The sequence below is a fragment of the Aminobacterium sp. MB27-C1 genome, from assembly GCF_030908405.1.
In the GTDB taxonomy this organism is placed as follows: Bacteria; Synergistota; Synergistia; order Synergistales; family Aminobacteriaceae; genus Aminobacterium.
The window spans coordinates 969,793-989,244 of sequence record NZ_CP133089.1; the positions used below are offsets into that span (position 1 = coordinate 969,793).

Sequence of the window (19,452 nt, forward strand, 5' to 3'; positions counted from 1 at the left end):
ATGGCGTAAGAGATTTTGGGAGGTGAAATAATGAAAGTAGCTGATTTGCTTCGTTATATTGAAACTTTTGCCCCCATGAAAATTGCTGAGCCTTGGGATAATAGTGGCCTTATGGTTGGAGATAGAGATTGGATGGTTTCAAAAATCGGGCTAGCCCTTGATCCTTCTTTAGATTCAGTGGAGAAGGCCATTTCAAGAGATTGCGACTGCCTTGTAGTACACCACCCACTGATTTTTTCTCCGCTGAAAGCAATAGATTTAAGTACGCCGATAGCGCGGATTATCGAAAAAGCCCTTGCTCATAAATTAACCATTATCAGCATGCATACTAATTGGGACAAGGCTGACAGAGGTGTAAATACCCAACTTGCCAAAACCTTTTTGCGTGAGGATTTTTCGGCTCTTATAACCGATGAAAATAAAGTTGGGGTAGGGGCATGGGGATGGTTAAAAACGCCATGTTCTTTAAGAGAATTAATGGTTTTCTTAAAGAAAGAGTGGAATCTTACTTGGATTACAGCATATGGTGATGTTGACAGAGTAATACATAAAGCGGCATTATGCGGCGGTTCTGGTGGCGATTTATGGGAAAATGCTTTGGAAAAGTCAGTAGATGTGTATATTACGGCAGATATGAAATACCATCAGATTTTAGATATTTGTGCTTTGGGAATGGCTCTTTGTGTCGTAGATCATGGAGAAATGGAAAGATATTCTCTTCGCGCGCTTAAAGACATTTTTGAAAAACAAGGTGTTTCTGTGGAAATAGTAAGAGAGAATGGGCCAGATAGGCTGCAAATCGAGTAAAATAAACCAGGATATCAAGGTAAAGTGATATATATAAATTTTTACTAAATAAATAATAGAGGTGGGAAGAACATGGCAAAAAGAGTTTTCAGCGGTATGCGTCCTACGGGAAAACTTCATCTTGGCCATTTGGCTGGAGCGTTGACAAATTGGGTTCGCCTTCAAAATGAATACGAGTGTTTTTATAGTATTGTCGATTGGCATGCCCTAATGTCTGATTATGCTGATAGCAGCAAAATTAGAAATAATTCTAGAGAGGCTCTTTTAGACTGGCTTGCAGCTGGCTTGGATCCTGAAAAGTGTACAATTTTCATGCAATCTCATGTTCCTCAGCATGCAGAGTTGCACTTGGCTTTATCGATGGTGTCCCCTCTTGGATGGCTCCAGCGAAACCCCACATATAAAGAACAGATTCTGAATATCCAAAATAAAGATTTGAGTACCTATGCTTTCTTAGGATATCCTGTTCTTATGGCTGCTGATATTTTATTGTACAAGGCAGAGCTCGTTCCTGTTGGAGAAGACCAAAATGCTCATCTTGAGATAAGCAGAGAGATGGCTCGCCGTTTCAATAATTTCTATGGCGAAATTTTCCCAGAGCCTCAGATGCTTTTGACACCAACCCCTAAAGTGCCCGGCACTGATGGACGTAAGATGAGTAAGTCTTATGGCAACGGTATCGATATTGCAGATACCCTTGAGGAAATGTGGGAGAAAATAAGAACGATGATGACGGATCCAGCTCGACAGAGAAGAAAAGATCCAGGCGATCCGGATAAATGTCCTGTATGGGATATTCATAAGGTATTTAACGAAGATAAAGAACAGCATAAAGAGATTGTTCACGGGTGTAAAACGGCAGGAATCGGATGTATCGAGTGTAAAAAGATGCTTATGGAGCATATTACTCACATAATGGAACCAATACATGAACGTCGCCGTTATTTTGAGGCACATTCAGATAATTTAAGAGATATTCTCTTGAGTGGTGCTGAGCGTGCTAAGGTAGTTGCCCAACAAACCATAGATGAGGTCGTAGAGGCTATTGGTTTTGTGCCAAGAGCTTAAAAGGAAATAGCTCGTGGAAAAGGGTACCTTTCCTCTTCGTGTAGAAATAGAGGGGTTTTCAGGGCCTTTGGACTTACTCTGCTATCTTGTAGAAAGTCGCCAATTTGAAGCGACGCAGATAAAGGTGTCAGACTTAGTACATATTTATGGGGCCTATTTAGCTAATTCTAAAAAAACATCGCTCTATGTTATAGCTGAGTTTCTTTCTTTAGCTGCTGGCCTTGTTCTTGAAAAGATACTTGCACTTTTGCCTGGACAGGTAAAAGTGGATCAAATAGAGTCTGAGGGGCCTATATCCGAAGAAGAATTAATGAATAATCTTTCTCGCTATAGGCCCTATCGTCGGGCTGCCTTTTGGCTTTTAGAAAAAAAAGAAAAACACGATAATTTCTTTAAACGAGAAAGTCCGATTGAGGAAACGCCCACATATGATTTAGGAGATTTATATAGTTTAAGTCATCTTTGGTGGCATATGATCGCATCTTATTCTCCTCAGGAGTCAGCAAAAACTTTAGATGAGAGATCAAATATAAATTGGCGAGGAATTCCCGTTGCTGTGCCAGAGGAATTCCAAATTGATAAAAAAATTAAAGAAATTGAGATGTACTTTGAAAAACGTTCTTTTTTGTTGCTTTCTGATATTGTCAAAAACACTGCTTCCCGATCAGTTGTCGTCGTAACACTATTGGCTCTTTTAGAAATGTCCAGAATAGGACGTGTATCCATTACGCAAAAGGAGATGTTTGGTGATGTTATCGTCTCTAGCAAAGCAGATTGAAGTAATTCTCTTCATAGCGACATCCCCTGTCTCAGAAAGTGAGTTGTCTGATCATTTAGGCGTCTCCCTTAAGGATATACGTTCTACATTGAATGAACTGGCAAACCATTATTTAGAAGAGCATGGTCTTGTCTTGTGTAAAGTTGCTGAAGGCTGGGAGATATATACTGATCCAGAATTTTCAGATGTAGTTTCAGCTTTTAGGGAAACATCTTTGAGGCAAAAGGTGCGGTTGAGCAGGGCTGCAGTAGAAAGTCTTGCAGTGATAGCATATAACCAGCCTGTAACGAGGTCGGAAATAGAAGAGATACGAGGAGTACGTTGCGAGCGAGTTCTTGATACACTTCTTTCATACGGACTTATTCGTATTGCGGGGCGTAGAAAAGGAACGGGTTCGCCTCTTTTGTACAGGACTACACCTGTTTTTCTTGAACATTTTGGTCTTGAATCTATATCGGATTTACCAACACTCGAAGAAGTTGAAGAGTTTGTTGCAGAGGAGTGTAAAAAATAAATAAATGGGAATAAGACTGAATAAGTATCTTGCCTCATGCGGCCTTGCTTCACGTAGAAAAGCGGAAGAGCTTATCTCTTCTGGCCGCGTTGCTATTAATGGAAACATTGTACGGGTTTTTTCGACAGTTGTAGAAGATGAAGATACAGTAACTCTTGATGGAGAAGCTATTTCCCCGGATAAAAAAATATATGTTGTTATGAATAAACCTATAGGTGTAGTTTGCGCTGTCGAAGACCGTTTTGATACAACAGTCGTCGATATCCTTCCTACTCAGTATTCGAAACTGAGACTTTTCCCTGTCGGTCGCCTCGATAAAGAGAGCGAAGGATTACTTGTCTTGACCAATGATGGTGATTTCGCACATTTTCTTATGCATCCTTCTTCGAATATTGCGAAACTTTACGAAGTCTTATTGAATAAAGAAATAACAGAAGAAAAGATAGAATCCTGGTTGAAGGGGGTTGAAATAGAAGGAGGGCTCGTTCGTCCTTTAGCAGTGTGCCCTCTTCGAAGATCTCCTTATGGAAGATGGGTCTCTGTTACTATTTCGGAAGGATTGAAAAGAGAAATTCGTCTTATGGCTGAGCAACTTGGATTCAGGGTGAGGATGCTTATTCGTCGAAGAATTGGTAGAATGGAATTGCGAAATCTTAAAAAAGGACAAACTATCGAAATTTCGCGGAGTGAGCTTTTAGAAAAGATACAGCAGGGCGGAGTAGTGTAGGTTCTTTCAATAAGGATATGGGGGGCATGCCATGAACACGATGGACGATCGGTCCAGGGAATTGATCAAGTCGCGCATTATTAATCGCGTAAAGGAAATTAAATCGTTCCCTCAGTTTGTTATCGAAACCCTTAGGTTGTTGAATGACCCTGAAAGTAGTGCTAAAGACGTTGCTCGAAGCCTGGCGCGTGATGAAGGATTAGTTATTCGAACTCTTCGACTTGCTAATTCTGCTGCATATGGGGTATCCCGTGAAATCAGCAGTGTTGCAGAGGCAATAGCTCTCTTAGGGTATAAAAATATTAGTAATATTGTTTTGGCTGCAACCGTTTATTCTTTCATGGATAAACCTTTAAGCGGATATGCTTTAGATCGGGGAGAACTATGGAGACACTCTTTAACAGTTGCTTATGCTTCACGATATATAGCGCAACGAACAGGGAAAGTTTCTTTGGAAGAAGCATATGTTGCAGGTTTGCTTCATGATATCGGAAAAGTTGTTTTAAATGACTATGTACGATTTGGCTACAGTATAATTATTAAACTTGTAGAAGAAGAAAAAGTACCCTTTCTTGATGCTGAAACGCAGGTTTTAGGTTTTGATCATGCTCTTGTTGGTGCGTTGCTTGTGGAAAAATGGGAGCTCCCAGAACAATATCAATACGTTGCCGCTTTTCACCACACACCAGACCGTCTTCCAGAGGAAGGGGAAAAATTTCAGCCTCTTGTCGATACGGTTCATCTAGCCAATGCATTATGTCTTATGCTGGGGGTTGGCATAGGTGCTGAGGGGCTACAGAACCCTCTCTATCCAGAAGTGTTTGAACGCCTTGGCATTTCAGATTATGAACTATTATTATCAGAGATAGTGGATTTTGTCTCAGTAGCAACACAGGAATTGGAAGAGATGGGAGATTTATAATAAATGGCGATGAAAAATCTTGTTGTAGCTATTGATGGACCTGCGGGTGCAGGCAAAAGCTCTGTCGCTAAAAAGGTAGCTGAACAGCTTGGGCTAGACTATCTTGATACAGGTGCAATTTACAGAGCTTTGGCTTTTTATTTAAACACAATGGGGTTTGAAGCGAAGGAAGAACCAGCTCTTATGGAGGTTCTTTCTAAAATAAAAGTTTCTCTCAGTGATGGATGTGTCTATATTAATGGGGCAGATGTCACAGAACATATACGCTCCCCTTGGGTTGATAGTATTGTCTCTGCTTACGCTGCACTTCCAACGGTGCGGCGCTGTTTGCTTTCTATTCAGAGAGAACAAGCTGAAGAAAGTGGATTAGTAGCTGATGGCAGAGATATGGGAACAGTTGTGTTTCCTGAAGCGGCAGTTAAAATCTTCCTTACGGCGACGGATGAGGTTCGAGCGAAAAGGCGTCATTTGCAGTTAATTGACAGGGGAGAGCATGTTTCTTTTGAAGAAGTTTTGCGACAGATCAGAACTCGTGATCAATTTGATTCAACACGAAAGGTTGCTCCCCTTCGCAAAGCTGAAGATTCTATTGTAGTGGATACTTCTTCTATGACTGAAAATGAAGTGGTTGCTTATCTTATAAAAATAGTAAAAGAACATAATAAACAGGTGGCTCTATGAAACGATTATTTTATGCAGTAGTGAAAAATTTTTGTTTGGTCTTTTTTAAACTTTATAATCGTCTTTCTGTTCGATGGATTGCGCCGATGCCTAAAGAAGATCCCGTTATTGTTGTTGCTAATCATTGTAGTAACCTTGACCCAGTTCTTGTAGGATCTGTTTTTCCAAGGCGTTTAAGATATCTTGCAAAGGCAGAGCTTTTTTCTTCGTGGATAATGAGAGTTCTCATTCGAACATTAGGGGCTATTCCAGTAAATAAACAGGATCAACAGAGCGCGGGAATGGCTTTAAAAGCGTTTTTAGAGCTATTGGAGAACGGGGAGAATGTTCTTCTTTTCCCAGAAGGTGCTCGTTCTTTAGATGGGAAGCTTCAATCTTTGCAAGGGGGAGCGGCTCTTATTGCTTTAAAAAGTGGTGCGCCAGTTGTCCCTGCATATATTAAAGGGAGTTTTGAATCAATGCCGCCGGGGGCAAAATTTATACGAGCGACATCGATTACTGTTCTTTTTGGCGAAACTATATATCCCAAAGAGATAAGTGAGGGCGAATCTCCAAAAGAAAGTCGGAAGAAGTTTTTAGATAAGATATCTGAGGCGTTGAGCGACCTTGAAAAGAGTGTTTGATCTTAGAAAAGAACATCGTCATCAGCGTGCAGTTATTGCTGCATTAGATATGCCTGTACAAGCCTATGATACACGAGTTCTTTTAGACGAGCTCGCAATGCTTTTGAGAAGTCTCAATATTGAAGTTGTTGGAGAAATTATTCAAAAACGAGATAAACCAGATCCTGCTTATATGTTAGGCAAAGGGAAAATTGCAGAAAGCGCTCTTTTTTGCAAAGAGGTACGGGCCGATATCTTTGTATGTAATGAGCAACTTACCCCAGGCCAACGTGTCAATATGCAGAAAATTTTAGGCATTGAAATTTGGGACAGGCCTTTCGTTATTATGAAAATTTTTGAGCGGAGAGCTAGAACTACAGAAGCACGTCTACAGGTAGAACTGGCCATGTGTCAATATGAAATCCCTCATTTAAAAGGATTAGGACGACAAATGTCTCGGTTAGGAGCAGGGATAGGAACTCGTGGACCTGGAGAAACCGAGTTTGAACGGCATCGACGGAAACTAGAAAGACGCGTTCGAGATATTAATGATAAGCTTCTGCAAGTACGTAAGCGGAGAACTTTTCAACGTTATCGACGTGAAAAAGCTGGAATACCGACAGTTGCTTTAGCCGGATACACGAACAGTGGAAAGTCGACTCTTTTACAGCAGTTAAGCGAAGGCCGAGATCTTTATATAGCAGATCAGCTCTTTTCTACATTAGATACTTTTGTTCGAAAAGTTAAGCTCCCTGCAGGACATAATGTGCTTGTGTCTGATACAGTAGGGTTTATACGAGACCTTCCTCCAACGCTTATTGCGGCTTTCCGAACAACTCTAGAAGAAATATCTTTGGCATCGCTCATTCTTCTTGTTCTTGATGGAAGTATGCCTGATGTTCTGGAGACATTGGAAGTTGTTGAGGATACTCTTTTTGACATAGATGCGTCTACTATTCCTCGCATTGTAGTATTGAATAAAATAGATAAGCTTGATTCGACCCTCATACCTTTTCTTCAGACACGTTTGGAACTTCAAAGTAAAGCTCCTGTGAAAGTGATTAGTGCTCTTACGGGAGAAGGTATTGAGGATCTCTTGCAAGAAGTCGAATCTCAGCTTTTTAATAAAACAATTACGTAGCCCATAAAAGACGGGAGGATTTATTGTGCTTTTAAGCATGACAGGTTTTAGTCGGGAGAATCAAACATTTCCATGGGGGACACTCGTTGTGGAAATGTCTACAATTAATCATCGATATCAAGACATATCTATACGATTACCAAGAGAACTTTCTTATTGCGAACCAATCTTGAATAATCAACTGAGGCAATCTATCAGACGAGGTAAAGTTAGGCTTAATGTCGATGTTTCGTGGTCTTCATCGTTTAGGGCTGTTTCGATAGATGCTCAGATTTTGCAGGATTACTATTACCAGATACAGGATATACAAAAAAAACTAAGCGTCTCGGCACCAATTCGAGTAGAATCTTTACTTCATTTACCTGGCGTTACTGATTCTCCTGAGGGAAGAGAATCGATTGAGCAGGAAATACAGAAAACACTTTCTGAAATGGTTTCGAAAGCCGTCGACTCTTTGCAAAATATGCGAGAAAAAGAAGGGAATCATCTGGAAGTCGATATAAGAACACATCTTGATTTGTTTTCATCCTTGATCGATCAAATTTCCTCTCTTTGGGAAAAAGCTCAAGAGGAAGCCATGAATGAGACAAGAGAACGAATTAAAAAGATATTTGAAGATAACGGGCCAATAGTCGATGAAAATAGAATAGCTCAAGAAATAGCCCTTATGGCTGATAAGTGGGATATTTCAGAAGAGATAACCAGAGCACGAAGTCATATCGACAAATTTAATACTATTTTGAGCGGGAAAGTTTCTGAAGGACGGAAAATGGATTTTTTGATTCAGGAGATGAATCGAGAGATAAATACGATAGGGTCTAAAGTGACTCACGCAGAAATACGCTGGCTTGCCGTAGAGGCAAAGACGGCACTTGAGCGGATACGAGAACAAGTACAGAATGTGGAGTGATGGTGATGTCGTATCGATTAGTTCACATTGGCTTTGGCAATATGATTGTAGCAGAGCGTATTGTTGCCATTATTCATCCTAGTTCAGCTCCTATTAAGCGGTTGAAAGAGGAAGCTAAAGACGAAGGGCGATTAATTGATGCTACTCAAGGTAGAAAAACTCGTGCTATCCTCATTACTGATAGCAATCATGTAGTTCTTTCGGCCATTCAACCTGAAACTATAGTTAATCGATTTGAGGAAGAAGCGGACAATGAGGAGTACAAATAAAAAAGGGAACTTATTTGTTATATCGGGACCTAGCGGTGCTGGAAAGGGAACAGTTAGAAAGACACTTTTTCAGCACATGCCTGAATTAGTTTACTCTATCTCTTGTACAACTCGAGAACCTAGAAATGGTGAAATAGATGGGGTTGATTATAGGTTTTTGAATGAGACTACTTTTCAAGGGTTGGTTAAAGAAGAAAAATTTCTCGAATGGGCTAATGTTCATGATCATTCGTATGGGACGTTAAAATCGGATGTAGAGAAAGAGTTGCAGGCTGGGAATGATGTTGTTCTTGAAATAGATGTGCAAGGCGCACTTCAGGTAAAAAACGCTTTTGCTGACGCGGTTCTTATCTTTATAATGCCTCCTTCTACTGAAGAGCTTGAACGGAGACTACGAAAAAGAGGAACGGAAGAAGAGAAGACTGTTCAACTTCGTCTTCACAATGCCATAAAAGAAATGGCAAAGGCAGAAGCTTACGATTTTGTTGTTGTAAATGATTGCGTGGAACGGGCTGCACTTGAAATAAAAAAAATTATTCTCAGTTATAAACTAGAGTGCTGTTTATAGTGGGGAGGTTAAAAAATGAAGTTTTATGATATTGATAGTTTAGAAAAAAAGACTGGAATAGACAATAAATATTTATTAACAGTTCTTGTCGCTAATTGGAGCCGTCGGATAAGTGAACAAAAGAGTCGCATGCTTGAAGAAGACATAGAAGAGCATCTTTCATTAGCAATGGAGGATATCGCGAAAGGACGAGTCAAATACAGAATCCCTTCTTCACGGGCAAAGATATTGTTCCCTGGAGACTCCGATGCTAACGTGGAAAAATAAGCGACGAGTTGTTTTTTGCGTTACTGGCGGAATTGCCGCTTATAAGGCTCCTGAGATTCTTCGTACTCTACAAAAAGCAGACTGTGAAGTCGAAGTTATATTAACAGAGGGAGCAGAAGCTTTTGTAAGTCCAATGGTTCTTTCAACCTTGGCTGGACGTCGTGTATGGAGACAGCAAGATTTTCTTTCAGCAGATCGCGGTTGGGAAATTCCGCATATACATTTGGCAGATTGGGCTGAAATTGTGCTTGTTGCTCCATGTACTGCTGAAACTCTTGCTTGTTTAGCTCAAGGTCATGGAGAACGGTTGCTTGATGCTACTGTTTTAGCTACAGAGGCTCCTGTGTTGCTTTTTCCTGCAATGAATGAGCATATGCTTGTTCATCCTGCTACTGTAAAGAATATCGAAAGAGTGAAAGAGCTGGGATATGTAGTTGTGGAGCCAGATACTGGGAATCTAGCTTGTGGATATGAGGGAAGAGGACGACTACCAGACGCTACCGTAATTATGGAAGAAGTATGGAAAAGTCTCTCTCCTAAGAAAGATTTCTTGAATAGAAGCATACTTGTGACAGCGGGACCTACGTGGGAATTTTTAGATCCCGTTCGTTTTATCAGTAATCCAAGTAGTGGAAAGATGGGTTTTGCTCTTGCTCGTGCAGCTTGGTACAGAGGTGCAACTGTCAAGCTTATTTCGGGACCGGTCTCTCTCTCTGATCCCTATGGCATACCTTGTCAGCGAGTGGAGTCTGGTATGGATATGTATAAAGCAGTTATGGATGAAATGTCCAGTGCTGACATTATCATAAAAGCGGCAGCAGTAAGTGATTATAGAACTGCATCTATTGAAACTGAGAAGATGAAAAGAGAAGGGAAAGATACGCTTTCTCTTGACCTAGTTCAAAATCCGGATATTGCTGCTGAGGTTGGGAAAAGGAAAACTTCTAAACAGGTACTTGTTGGATTTGCTGCAGAAAGTAGTCATCTTATCGAACATGCTAAAGGCAAGATGGAAAGAAAGAACCTTGATCTTATCGTGGCTAACGATATTACGGCTTGTGATGCCGGTTTTGCCGTCGATACGAATCGGGTTAAAGTTATAATGAAAAAGGGCGATTTTTTTGAGCTTGAAGGAAGCAAAGAAGAAGTAGCTTGGGGAATCTTAAATACTGTTGCTGAACTGTGTCACAAGGAAGCGATCAATTGACGTTGATTGATGTTGTTGTTCCTGGGCCGTGGTGGAATTCTCTATCGTATGAGTATGAAGGGGATGTGAAGCCGGGTGTTCGTGTACTTGTTCCCATGGGGCCTTCAAAACGTGTGGGTTTTTCTCTTGGAAGGTCATCTGGCCCATCGGAAAACAAAGAAATATTCCGTATTCGTTCCCTTATTCGGCCGTTAGATGAAGAAACTCTATTTCCAAATGATCTTTGGCTGTTGAGTCATTGGATAGGCGTTAATTTTCTGTGTGGTCGAGGAGAGGCATTACGGGTGATGTCTCCCTCTCAACTTTTAAAGGGAGAAGCGACAGAGCCTATCCCCCCTTCTGGAGTAGAAAAGCTCAATAGATCCTTTACGCAAAATTACTATTACTTTTCAGAGGATGAACAACGACATAAAAGGTATGTAGATATCTTACGGAATAACCAGGGCTCGGCTATTTTGCTTTTTCCTGAAAGAGCTTTAGCCGAGCTTTTTTATTCTCTTTTAGAGACACAAGGGTTTGAAAAAGTGCTGCTATGGCCTTCTGTTGGTGGCAAAAAGCTATGGGAAGCCTGGAACAAAGCTCGTATCGGAGATGTTAATATCATAGTAGGTGGTCCTGGTGCTGTTTTTGCCCCTCTATGTAACCCGGAGCTTATACTTGTAGATGAAGAAAGTAGCCCTGCATACCGCCTGCAATCTGTTCCCTTTCTGCAGATACGTTCAGTGGCTGTGCAGAGAGCACGTATAGCAAAAAGTTCTTTATATCTTTGTGGTCGATTACCTTCATCGAAAATATTCCTTCATAAAAAACCGGAGGAACAACTCGTTTCTCCGGAGAAAAGAGCCTTTTTTGTCGATACAAAGTTTGCTCCTAAACCTGATTTCCCGGGAATAAGCTCTTCTTTTCCACTAAGTGAGTCTTTGGTACGAGAAACGATGAAATGCTTGGGCGAGAAAAGAACAGCTTTATGGATTCTTGATCGAAAAGGGTATGCCGGAGAAATTACATGTGAGGAGTGCGGTGGCACACTTGTTTGTCATTCATGTGGAGTGGCATTGAGAGCGGAAGAAGAAGCAGTAAATGTCACCTGCCCGCTATGCGGGTACAAGGCTCCTTTCCCTAAAAAATGTCCAAAATGCGGAGGGTTTTTACTTAGTGGCAAGCGTCCTGGACTAGAGATTGTATTGAAAATAGCTCAGGCACTATGTGGAGAGGGCTATCCAGTGGTAGAATGGCATGCGGAAAAAAATACAAGCAAAAAAAGACTGAGAGAAATTAATGCGCATTTTGTTCATGGAGGAATAGTTGTTGGCTCACGAGCAGCTCTTTCACTTTGTGATTCTATGCTTGTTGGCATGATAGGTTGGATTGACGCCGATGCTGAGGCTCGTAAAGTGGTCTATCGGTCAAAATTTGATGCATATCGTATGGTACTTGAATCTTTCTGGCGTGGAAGAGAAGCGGCGCAAAGACGGGTTATCATACAATCTCGAAGGCCAGGAAAGGGTTGGCAGAGAGGAATTCTTGAGGGATGGACGTCCTTTTGGTATAAAGAGCTCAAAGAACGACAAGAATATGGTTTTCCACCCTTTAGTATTTTAGCAGAGATTACTCCGCCTCCTAACAAGAAAGAGGAGTTATTAGACTATCTTGTAGAGAAAAATATAATGGCTATGGATCCGGGGGGTAAGGAGAAAACTTTATGGATTTTTGTTGAGCGCCCCGGGAAGCTAAAGAAAGTTCTTGAGCCGTGGTTTAATATTTCAAAATCGAGAGAGGGCTTTCCGTTGGTCTCTCTTTGGATCGATTAAATAGAAATTTAAAGGAGGAATATAGGGAAAATGCCCATAATAGCAATAGTGGGAAGACCCAATGTAGGGAAATCTTCTCTTTTCAATAGAATTTTGGGTCGCCGTGATGCCATTGTAGATGATATGCCCGGTGTAACCCGTGATCGCATTTATGGAGAGACAGAGTGGAAAGGGAGAAACTTTTATATTGTAGATACGGGTGGGCTTCTTGTTCGTGACGAACATCCACTTGTTGATGGGATCAGAAAACAGGCGACGTTAGCCATTGAGGAAAGCCAGGTCATATTGTTTGTTATAGATGGTCTTGCGGGTCCTAATTGGATGGATGAAGACGTTGCACACATTCTTCGACGGTCGGGAAAACCAGTCATTGTTGTTGCCAATAAGCTTGATGATGGAGTGCATGAAGATAGAGTTTATGATGCTTACACCCTCGGTTTTGAACATGTAATAGGCATTAGTGCCCTCCATAAACGATATATTGACGATCTACTTGATTTAGCTGTTTCTCTTTTACCTGAAGAGGAAGAGGTGGAGATTGATCCAGAGGAAGTGCGGGTTTCGATTGTGGGGCGTCCGAATGTCGGAAAATCAAGCCTCGTCAATGCCTTTGCGGGCAACGATAGGGTATTGGTGAGTGATATACCAGGAACTACAAGAGATGCTACAGATACGATAGTAGAAACAAAGGAAGGAAAATTTCGTTTTATAGATACAGCGGGACTTCGGAAAAAGAGCCGCATTGATAGCGATATAGAGTATTACTCCTTTGTACGAACCCTTCAGGCGGTTGATCGGAGCGATGTTGCCCTTCTTGTTATGGATGCTAATGAACCAGCTACTGATCAAGATAAAAAGATGGCAGCGCAGGTTCTTGAAAAGGGAAAGGGCATAATTCTCATTGTTAATAAATGGGACACATTACAATCTACCGATAAGTTGGGGGATGCGATGAAAAAGAAAATAAGGGAAGAGATGCCTTTCCTTTCTCATGCTCCCTTGCTTTTTGTTTCAGCTTTGACAAAAAGAGGTTTACATAAACTTACGGAAACAATTATACAAGTTCGGGATAATCGCCGAAAAAGAATAGGGACAAATATATTGAACCGTCTAATACGCGACATTTTGGCTTTTCAGGCGTTGCCTACAAGTCGTAAGGGTAGAATTTTGAAAATCTACTATTGCACACAGACTGATGCGGAACCGCCAACCTTTGTATTTTTTGTAAACGATCCGGAAATTGTTACAACGTCTTTTGCGAGACATATAGAGAATAAGTTAAGAGAAATAGAAACTTTTGATGGGGTCCCATTACGTTTATATTGGCGAGTTAAGTCATAATTTGATATTAGTGAAATTTCTACTTGACCGCAGTGGCAGTTACTGGTAATAATAAATCAGCGCAAAGCTTGTCAATTACATGATTTTATATTAAATCAAAGAAAAGGAGGTAATTAGGGGTGACAAAGACAGATCTTGTTAATGCAGTAGCTAAAGCAACAGGTCTCAACAAGCGTGAAGCAGGTGCTGCCGTAGGTGCAGTGCTTGAGGCCATTGAGAATTCTCTTGCCAAAGGTGACAAAGTTCAGCTTGTTGGTTTCGGCACCTTTGAGGTTCGCGAGAGAGCTGCCAGAGAGGGAAGAAATCCTCAGGATCCTAAAAAAGTAATTAAGATTCCAGCAAAGAAAGTTCCAGTCTTCAGACCGGGTAAAGCACTGAAGGAGAAAGTGGAATAGGAATTTTTCGTTTTTTATTGTAGAGAAGAGGCCCTTTAAAGGGCCTCTTTGTTTTTTTAAAGGGAATTCAACGTTTTCCAGAGAGCGAGCCATTCCTCTCCAGTTAAATCTTCGGCTCTCAATGTTGGAGAAAAATTAAGGATCGAGAAACTTTCAATAAGGTTGTTTTTATTAATACCGTTGCGTGAAGCAGAGTTGATTAATGTTTTTCTTCTCTGAGCAAAAGAAGCGCGAAGAAGATTTCTCCAACTTCCATGTTGGGCTAAATCAAAATTTTTATCAATATTTATCTTTATAACAGCAGAGTCTACATTAGGCTGTGGGAAAAAAGCCTGAGGGGGAACTTTGCGCAATATTTTACTTTTCCCCATGAGTTCTAAAGTAATGCCAAGAGGGTAGCGGTCCTTAGTCTTAGGAGGGGCTATTAAGCGCAAGGCAGCTTCTCGCTGAACCATAAAGAGCATAGATTGTAATCCCCTACCTGAAAACACCTCTAGGAGGCGCCAAATCAAGGGAGTAGTTATATTGTAGGGTATATTTGCCACAACTTTAGTAGGAGTTTCAGGTAAAGAATCTTCATAATCAAAGGTTACGGCGTCACCCCAAAAGATAGTAAGACGAGGTTTATATTGTTCCTCTAACGGATCAAGATATGGATGTAATGATTTATCTATCTCTAGGGCAAAAACAGATTTACATGGAGAAAGAGCGAGTTGCTGAGTGAGGACGCCTTGTCCGGCTCCTACTTCCAAAATGACATCAGATTCTTCAATGGAGGCCCATTTGACAATCTGAGCCAAGATGTTTTTATCTTGTAGAAAGTTTTGTCCTAGACTTGATTTATGTTTAAACGTTTGGTCTTTCATTTCCCCTCCGTGTCTATTTTCTTATTTATCAACCGATTTTGTATTATGCCATAAATTATAGAGAGCGCGAACATTCTTAGAACAAAGAAGATGCATGTTCTCTTTTATCTGTTCCAGTGGCCACTCCCACCACGTCATTTCTAAAAGCATAGTTACTTCTTCGTCGGAGAATCTTTTTCGTATGAAACGAGCTGGATTTCCTCCGACAATAGAATAAGGGGTCACATCTTTTGTAACGAGGGCACGACTTCCGATGACAGCACCATGGCCGATTTTGACTCCAGGCATGATCATAGCTTCAGAGCCTATCCATACGTCACTCCCAATAACAGTATCTCCCATAGGGGCGTAGCCGTCACATGCTTCAGAGAAAGCAAACTTTTCATTATGTGTATATTCATCTTGCGTGTAGAAAAAGGGGAAAGTTGTTATCCAGTCATAACGATGACCCTGGTTACCTGCCATAATAAAACTAGCCCCTGATCCTATAGAACAAAAACTGCCTATAATCAATTTGTCGACATCATTTCGGTCTGGCGATAAATAACGAACACACTCTTCAAAAGAGTGTTCATGATAGTATCCGGAGTAGTAGCTATATCGTCCAACTGTAATATTTGGATTTGTTATTTGCTCGGCAATGGGTTTTCCCCTGAAGGGGCTTTCAAAATAGTTTTTCATTTGTTATTTTGCCTCCCAAATTTGCCAATAAAAAAAGCGGGGTAAATACCCCGCTTGTATACGCATGGTCGGGACGAGAGGATTCGAACCTCCGACCACCTGCACCCCATGCAGGTGCGCTAGCCAGGCTGCGCTACGTCCCGATGACTTGGGTATTTTACCTAATATACCAGACTAGGTCAAGCTTTATAAAGGTCTTTCTATTATACATTCTTAGTCTTTTCAATAAAAAAGAGCTGCCCCTTTCGGAGCAGCTCTTTAGCATCTTAAAATATCTTATGCTTCAGTTTTAACTGCTTCTTTGCCCATCTCGGCAAGCTGCTTATATGTTTCGTATCTTTCTTTAGCGTCAGCAGCTGCTTTCTCAAAGAGCTGATCAGCAATCTCTGGGAAGGATTTCATCAAAGAAGAGTACCGTACTTCGCTCATAAGGAATTCCTGGAAATCAGCCTTTGGCTCCTTGGAATCGAGAACGAAGGGGTTCTTTCCTTCGTCTTTGAGCAATGGGTTATAACGGTACAGGTGCCAGTAACCTGCTTCAACAGCTTTCTTTTCCTGAGCTTGAGATTTGCCCATACCGACCTTAATACCATGGTTGATACAAGGAGCGTAGGCTATGATCAAAGATGGGCCCTTGTAGGCTTCAGCTTCAGTTACAGCCTTCATCAACTGGTTTTTGTCAGCGCCCATGGCTACCTGAGCAACGTACACGTATCCATAGGTCATGGCAATACGGCCAAGGTCCTTTTTCTTAACTCTCTTTCCGGAAGCAGCGAACTTAGCAACAGCTGCTGTCGGAGTAGATTTTGAAGACTGACCACCAGTATTCGAATAAACTTCTGTATCAAATACAAATACGTTGACATCTTCACCAGAAGCAAGAACATGGTCAAGTCCGCCGAAACCGATGTCGTATGCCCAGCCGTCTCCACCGAATATCCAGACAGATTTCTTGACAAGGTAGTCTTTTTTGTCTGCGATCTCAGCAAGAAGTTTGTTAGCATCTTCGTTGCCAAGGTCTTTGCCGAGAATAGCGTAGATTTTTTCGGCAGCGACTTTAGACTTATCACCATCATCCTTGTTTTCAAGCCACTCTTCAAAGACAGCCTTGACGTCGGCACAAATGTCGAGATCAAGCAACTTGCGCACGGCTTCTATAAGTCCCTTCACGGAATTCTTCACTGAGAGGTACATGCCGTAGCCATACTCAGCGTTGTCCTCAAAGAGGGAGTTGGCCCATGCAGGACCCTGGCCCTTGGCATTTGTTGTATAAGGCATGCTAGGAGCAGATCCACCCCAAATAGAAGAACAACCAGTTGCGTTAGCGATGATCATGCGATCACCATAAAGCTGAGTAACTAATTTGGCATATGGTGTCTCTCCGCATCCTGCACAAGCGCCAGAGAACTCGAACAGTGGCTGGGCAAACTGACTGCCTTTCACTGTATTTTTATTTGTAAGGTCAGATTTATCAGAGACAGTAACAGCAAAATCCCAGTTGGGAACTTCTGCGTCTGTCTGAGACGTAAGAGGTTTCATTTCAAGAGCACTTACAGGGCAGATATCAGCACAGTTTCCGCAGCCGAGGCAGTCAAGTGTATCGACTTGCATACGGAATGCGAGCCCTGCAAACTCCTTGCCTTTCGCATCAACTGTAGCAAAGGTCTCAGGAGCGTTTTTCTTGTCTTCTTCATTGAGAAGCACAGGGCGAATAGCTGCGTGAGGGCAGACCATAGCGCACTGGTTGCACTGAATACATTTATCCTTAAGCCACTCTGGAACGTTTACAGCTACACCGCGTTTCTCATATGCGGATGTTCCTGAAGGGAAGCTACCATCTTCGCGGCCAACAAAAGCGCTCACGGGAAGTTTATCGCCTTCCTGGCGGTTGATAACGTCGCAAACGTTCTTAATGAAATCTGGTCTATCTGCGTCATTATTTTCACAGCAGCACTCGTCTTTAGCTTCTTTCCAGCTTGCAGGGATGTCTATCTTGACGAGAGCGCCTACACCCGCATCTACAGCTTTATAGTTCATTTCGACGATCTTTTCGCCTTTTCGGCCGTAGGTCTTCTTAATAGCTTCCTTCATGTACTTCACGGCGTCTTCAATTGGAATGACATTGGCCAATTTGAAGAAAGCGGACTGCATGATCATATTGATTCTGTTTCCGAGTCCGATTTCGATACCAAGGTCGACACCATTCAATACGTAGAACTCAATCTCGTTCTCTGCAAGATAGCGTTTCATACTGGCAGGAAGATGTTTCTCAAGATCTTCTACTGTTGTCCACTGGGTATTAAGAAGGAACTTTCCGCCTTTTTTAAGCCCTGCAAGAACATCGTACAAATGGACATATTCCTGTTTGTGGCAGGCTATAAAATCAGCTGCCTCAATAAGATATGTTGAGCGAATTGGCTTCTTACCGAAACGAAGGTGAGAAATGGTTACGCCACCTGATTTTTTAGAGTCGTAAGCGAAATATCCCTGTGCATACATATCAGTATTATCGCCAATGATTTTAATGGAGTTCTTATTGGCACCAACAGTTCCATCAGAGCCAAGACCCCAGAATTTGCAACGAATTGTTCCTTCAGGAGCAGCGTTGATATTCTCGCTGATTTCAAGGGAAGCATGTGTAACATCATCGACGATGCCAACTGTGAAGTGGTTCTTGGGTTCAGCAGCCTTAAGGTTGTCGAAAACAGCCTTAATTTGAGAAGGAGTTGTATCTTTTGAACCAAGACCATAGCGGCCACCAACGATAACGGGTTTTTCGTCTTTATCATAGAACAATGTACGAACATCTTCATAAAGAGGCTCGCCAAGTGCGCCCTGCTCTTTAGTTCTATCAAGAACAGCAATTTTCTTTGCTGTTGTCGGAAGAACGTTAAAGAAATATTTTGCAGAGAATGGGCGATAAAGGTGAACTTCAATGATTCCGACTTTTTCGCCTTTAGCGTTGAGATAGTCAACAGCTTCTTCTGCGGCCTGGCAGGCAGACCCCATAAGAATTACAACACGCTCGGCATCAGGAGCACCATAATAGTTGAAAGGATGATACTCTCTTCCTGTAACTTTGGTGATCTCATTCATATATTCTTCGACGATATCAGGAAGATCTGTGTAGAAACGGTTTGCTGCTTCTTTTGCCTGGAAGTATATATCAGGGTTCTGAGCAGTACCTTTCTGGTAGGGGTGCTCAGGATTCAGTCCACGATCTTTAAATCGTTTTACTGCATCCCAATCAACAAGTTTTGCCAAATCATCATAATCCATCAACTCGATTTTCTGAATTTCGTGAGAAGTTCTGAAACCATCGAAGAAGTTGACGAAAGGAATACTTGATTTGATAGACGCAAGGTGTGCTACACCTGTAAGATCCATAACTTCCTGTACGCTTCCAGAAGCGAGGAAGCCAAAACCGGTAGCTCTGCATGCTGTTACGTCGCTGTGGTCTCCAAAAATGGAGAGAGCGTGACCGGCTACTGCACGAGCAGAAACATCAAAAACTCCTGGAAGAAGTTCTCCAGCAATTTTATACATGTTGGGAAGCATGAGTAAGAGTCCCTGGGATGCTGTGAAAGTTGTTGTCAGGGAACCTGCAGAAAGAGAACCGTGTACGGCTCCAGAAGCACCTGCCTCTGATTGAAGTTCAACTACATCAACAGTTCTGCCAAAAATATTTTTCAGTCCATGGGCTGCCCACTCATCAATTACCTCTGCCATTGGAGACGAAGGTGTGATGGGATAGATAGCAGCAACCTCTGTGAACGCGTAGGAAACATGCGCCGCTGCGGTGTTTCCATCCATCGTTTTCCATTGCTTAGCCATTCATGTACCCCCTCTGTATTTTTTCAATAGAGAGCATTATGACCTCTGATTGAATCCAAAGCA

At 41.8% G+C, this 19,452-nt stretch carries 20 protein-coding genes and 1 tRNA gene; 17 read left to right on the forward strand and 4 right to left on the reverse strand.

Translation table 11 applies throughout. The features are described 5' to 3' along the window. Nucleotides 1-30: 30 nt before the first annotated feature. The 17 genes from RBH88_RS04650 (at nt 31) to RBH88_RS04730 (ending at nt 14,008) form a co-directional block, all read left to right on the forward strand. Entirely contained in the window at nt 31-807 is a 777-nt protein-coding gene (locus RBH88_RS04650) for a Nif3-like dinuclear metal center hexameric protein (protein WP_213690524.1), read from the forward strand. 72 nt (nt 808-879) lie between these two features. Continuing rightward, nucleotides 880-1,875, forward strand: coding sequence for a tryptophan--tRNA ligase (gene trpS, locus RBH88_RS04655; RefSeq protein ID WP_213695737.1), 996 nt, complete (start codon nt 880-882; stop codon nt 1,873-1,875). A 13-nt stretch (nt 1,876-1,888) separates the two neighbouring features. Continuing rightward, a complete protein-coding gene (locus RBH88_RS04660) occupies nt 1,889-2,653 on the forward strand; it encodes a ScpA family protein (protein WP_213690526.1) in 765 nt (254 codons plus the stop codon). Further along, entirely contained in the window at nt 2,625-3,167 is a 543-nt protein-coding gene (scpB, locus tag RBH88_RS04665; RefSeq protein ID WP_213690527.1) for an SMC-Scp complex subunit ScpB, read from the forward strand. Before RBH88_RS04660 ends, scpB begins: the two co-directional genes overlap by 29 nt. Nucleotides 3,168-3,171: 4 nt before the next feature. Next, on the forward strand, nt 3,172-3,894 hold the full coding sequence (locus RBH88_RS04670; RefSeq protein ID WP_213690528.1) for a pseudouridine synthase: 723 nt from the start codon (nt 3,172-3,174) through the stop codon (nt 3,892-3,894). 31 nt (nt 3,895-3,925) lie between these two features. Then, nucleotides 3,926-4,816: an HDOD domain-containing protein gene (locus RBH88_RS04675; RefSeq protein ID WP_213690529.1), complete on the forward strand. Its 891-nt coding sequence runs from the start codon at nt 3,926-3,928 to the stop codon at nt 4,814-4,816. A 3-nt stretch (nt 4,817-4,819) separates the two neighbouring features. Further along, nucleotides 4,820-5,497 carry a (d)CMP kinase gene (gene cmk / locus RBH88_RS04680; protein WP_213690530.1) on the forward strand — a complete coding sequence of 226 codons (678 nt, stop codon included), beginning with the start codon at nt 4,820-4,822 and terminating at the stop codon, nt 5,495-5,497. Continuing rightward, a complete protein-coding gene (locus RBH88_RS04685) occupies nt 5,494-6,120 on the forward strand; it encodes a 1-acyl-sn-glycerol-3-phosphate acyltransferase (RefSeq protein ID WP_213690531.1) in 627 nt (208 codons plus the stop codon). The genes cmk and RBH88_RS04685 overlap by 4 nt, the downstream gene beginning before the upstream one ends. Next, the gene (hflX, locus tag RBH88_RS04690; RefSeq protein WP_307880074.1) at nt 6,113-7,240 is read left to right on the forward strand and encodes a GTPase HflX; all 1,128 of its coding nucleotides are present in this window, start codon (nt 6,113-6,115) and stop codon (nt 7,238-7,240) included. Before RBH88_RS04685 ends, hflX begins: the two co-directional genes overlap by 8 nt. 25 nt (nt 7,241-7,265) lie before the next feature. Further along, nucleotides 7,266-8,150, forward strand: coding sequence for a YicC/YloC family endoribonuclease (locus RBH88_RS04695; RefSeq protein ID WP_213690533.1), 885 nt, complete (start codon nt 7,266-7,268; stop codon nt 8,148-8,150). Between the two features lie 5 nt (nt 8,151-8,155). After that, complete coding sequence (locus RBH88_RS04700) at nt 8,156-8,419, forward strand: DUF370 domain-containing protein (RefSeq protein WP_213690534.1); 264 nt, start codon at nt 8,156-8,158, stop codon at nt 8,417-8,419. Continuing rightward, nucleotides 8,403-8,987 (forward strand): guanylate kinase, encoded by a 585-nt coding sequence (gene gmk / locus RBH88_RS04705; RefSeq protein WP_213690535.1) that lies wholly within the window; start codon nt 8,403-8,405, stop codon nt 8,985-8,987. Before RBH88_RS04700 ends, gmk begins: the two co-directional genes overlap by 17 nt. Nucleotides 8,988-9,002: 15 nt before the next feature. Then, complete coding sequence (locus tag RBH88_RS04710) at nt 9,003-9,254, forward strand: DNA-directed RNA polymerase subunit omega (RefSeq protein ID WP_213690536.1); 252 nt, start codon at nt 9,003-9,005, stop codon at nt 9,252-9,254. Beyond that, complete coding sequence (coaBC, locus tag RBH88_RS04715; RefSeq protein ID WP_213690537.1) at nt 9,235-10,461, forward strand: bifunctional phosphopantothenoylcysteine decarboxylase/phosphopantothenate--cysteine ligase CoaBC; 1,227 nt, start codon at nt 9,235-9,237, stop codon at nt 10,459-10,461. The genes RBH88_RS04710 and coaBC overlap by 20 nt, the downstream gene beginning before the upstream one ends. After that, complete coding sequence (locus RBH88_RS04720; RefSeq protein WP_213699395.1) at nt 10,458-12,272, forward strand: prephenate dehydrogenase; 1,815 nt, start codon at nt 10,458-10,460, stop codon at nt 12,270-12,272. Before coaBC ends, RBH88_RS04720 begins: the two co-directional genes overlap by 4 nt. 30 nt (nt 12,273-12,302) lie before the next feature. After that, entirely contained in the window at nt 12,303-13,613 is a 1,311-nt protein-coding gene (der, locus tag RBH88_RS04725) for a ribosome biogenesis GTPase Der (RefSeq protein WP_213699394.1), read from the forward strand. 119 nt (nt 13,614-13,732) lie between these two features. Next, complete coding sequence (locus RBH88_RS04730) at nt 13,733-14,008, forward strand: HU family DNA-binding protein (RefSeq protein WP_213695726.1); 276 nt, start codon at nt 13,733-13,735, stop codon at nt 14,006-14,008. A 56-nt stretch (nt 14,009-14,064) separates the two neighbouring features. On the opposite strand, the gene rsmA is transcribed toward RBH88_RS04730, so the two are convergent. The 4 genes from rsmA to nifJ all read right to left on the reverse strand — a co-directional run bounded on the left by rsmA (nt 14,065) and on the right by nifJ (nt 19,389). Continuing rightward, nucleotides 14,065-14,874 (reverse strand): 16S rRNA (adenine(1518)-N(6)/adenine(1519)-N(6))-dimethyltransferase RsmA, encoded by an 810-nt coding sequence (rsmA, locus tag RBH88_RS04735; protein ID WP_213699393.1) that lies wholly within the window; start codon nt 14,872-14,874, stop codon nt 14,065-14,067. Nucleotides 14,875-14,895: 21 nt separating this feature from the next. After that, on the reverse strand, nt 14,896-15,555 hold the full coding sequence (gene catB / locus RBH88_RS04740) for a type B chloramphenicol O-acetyltransferase (RefSeq protein WP_213699392.1): 660 nt from the start codon (nt 15,553-15,555) through the stop codon (nt 14,896-14,898). A gap of 65 nt (nt 15,556-15,620) precedes the next feature. Further along, nucleotides 15,621-15,698 (reverse strand) — tRNA-Pro (locus RBH88_RS04745). Between the two features lie 133 nt (nt 15,699-15,831). Further along, nucleotides 15,832-19,389: a pyruvate:ferredoxin (flavodoxin) oxidoreductase gene (gene nifJ, locus RBH88_RS04750; RefSeq protein WP_307880013.1), complete on the reverse strand. Its 3,558-nt coding sequence runs from the start codon at nt 19,387-19,389 to the stop codon at nt 15,832-15,834. Between the last annotated feature and the right edge of the window lie 63 nt (nt 19,390-19,452).

What these genes read in the sequence shown, in the direction of transcription:
- RBH88_RS04650 (WP_213690524.1), top strand. Translation starts at nt 31, where the DNA reads ATGAAAGTAGCTGATTTGCTTCGTTATATTGAAACTTTTGCCCCCATG.
- trpS (WP_213695737.1), top strand. Translation starts at nt 880, where the DNA reads ATGGCAAAAAGAGTTTTCAGCGGTATGCGTCCTACGGGAAAACTTCAT.
- scpB (WP_213690527.1), top strand. Translation starts at nt 2,625, where the DNA reads ATGTTATCGTCTCTAGCAAAGCAGATTGAAGTAATTCTCTTCATAGCG.
- RBH88_RS04670 (WP_213690528.1), top strand. Translation starts at nt 3,172, where the DNA reads ATGGGAATAAGACTGAATAAGTATCTTGCCTCATGCGGCCTTGCTTCA.
- RBH88_RS04675 (WP_213690529.1), top strand. Translation starts at nt 3,926, where the DNA reads ATGAACACGATGGACGATCGGTCCAGGGAATTGATCAAGTCGCGCATT.
- cmk (WP_213690530.1), top strand. Translation starts at nt 4,820, where the DNA reads ATGGCGATGAAAAATCTTGTTGTAGCTATTGATGGACCTGCGGGTGCA.
- RBH88_RS04685 (WP_213690531.1), top strand. Translation starts at nt 5,494, where the DNA reads ATGAAACGATTATTTTATGCAGTAGTGAAAAATTTTTGTTTGGTCTTT.
- RBH88_RS04700 (WP_213690534.1), top strand. Translation starts at nt 8,156, where the DNA reads ATGTCGTATCGATTAGTTCACATTGGCTTTGGCAATATGATTGTAGCA.
- gmk (WP_213690535.1), top strand. Translation starts at nt 8,403, where the DNA reads ATGAGGAGTACAAATAAAAAAGGGAACTTATTTGTTATATCGGGACCT.
- RBH88_RS04710 (WP_213690536.1), top strand. Translation starts at nt 9,003, where the DNA reads ATGAAGTTTTATGATATTGATAGTTTAGAAAAAAAGACTGGAATAGAC.
- coaBC (WP_213690537.1), top strand. Translation starts at nt 9,235, where the DNA reads ATGCTAACGTGGAAAAATAAGCGACGAGTTGTTTTTTGCGTTACTGGC.
- der (WP_213699394.1), top strand. Translation starts at nt 12,303, where the DNA reads ATGCCCATAATAGCAATAGTGGGAAGACCCAATGTAGGGAAATCTTCT.
- rsmA (WP_213699393.1), bottom strand. Translation starts at nt 14,874, where the DNA reads ATGAAAGACCAAACGTTTAAACATAAATCAAGTCTAGGACAAAACTTT.
- catB (WP_213699392.1), bottom strand. Translation starts at nt 15,555, where the DNA reads ATGAAAAACTATTTTGAAAGCCCCTTCAGGGGAAAACCCATTGCCGAG.
- nifJ (WP_307880013.1), bottom strand. Translation starts at nt 19,389, where the DNA reads ATGGCTAAGCAATGGAAAACGATGGATGGAAACACCGCAGCGGCGCAT.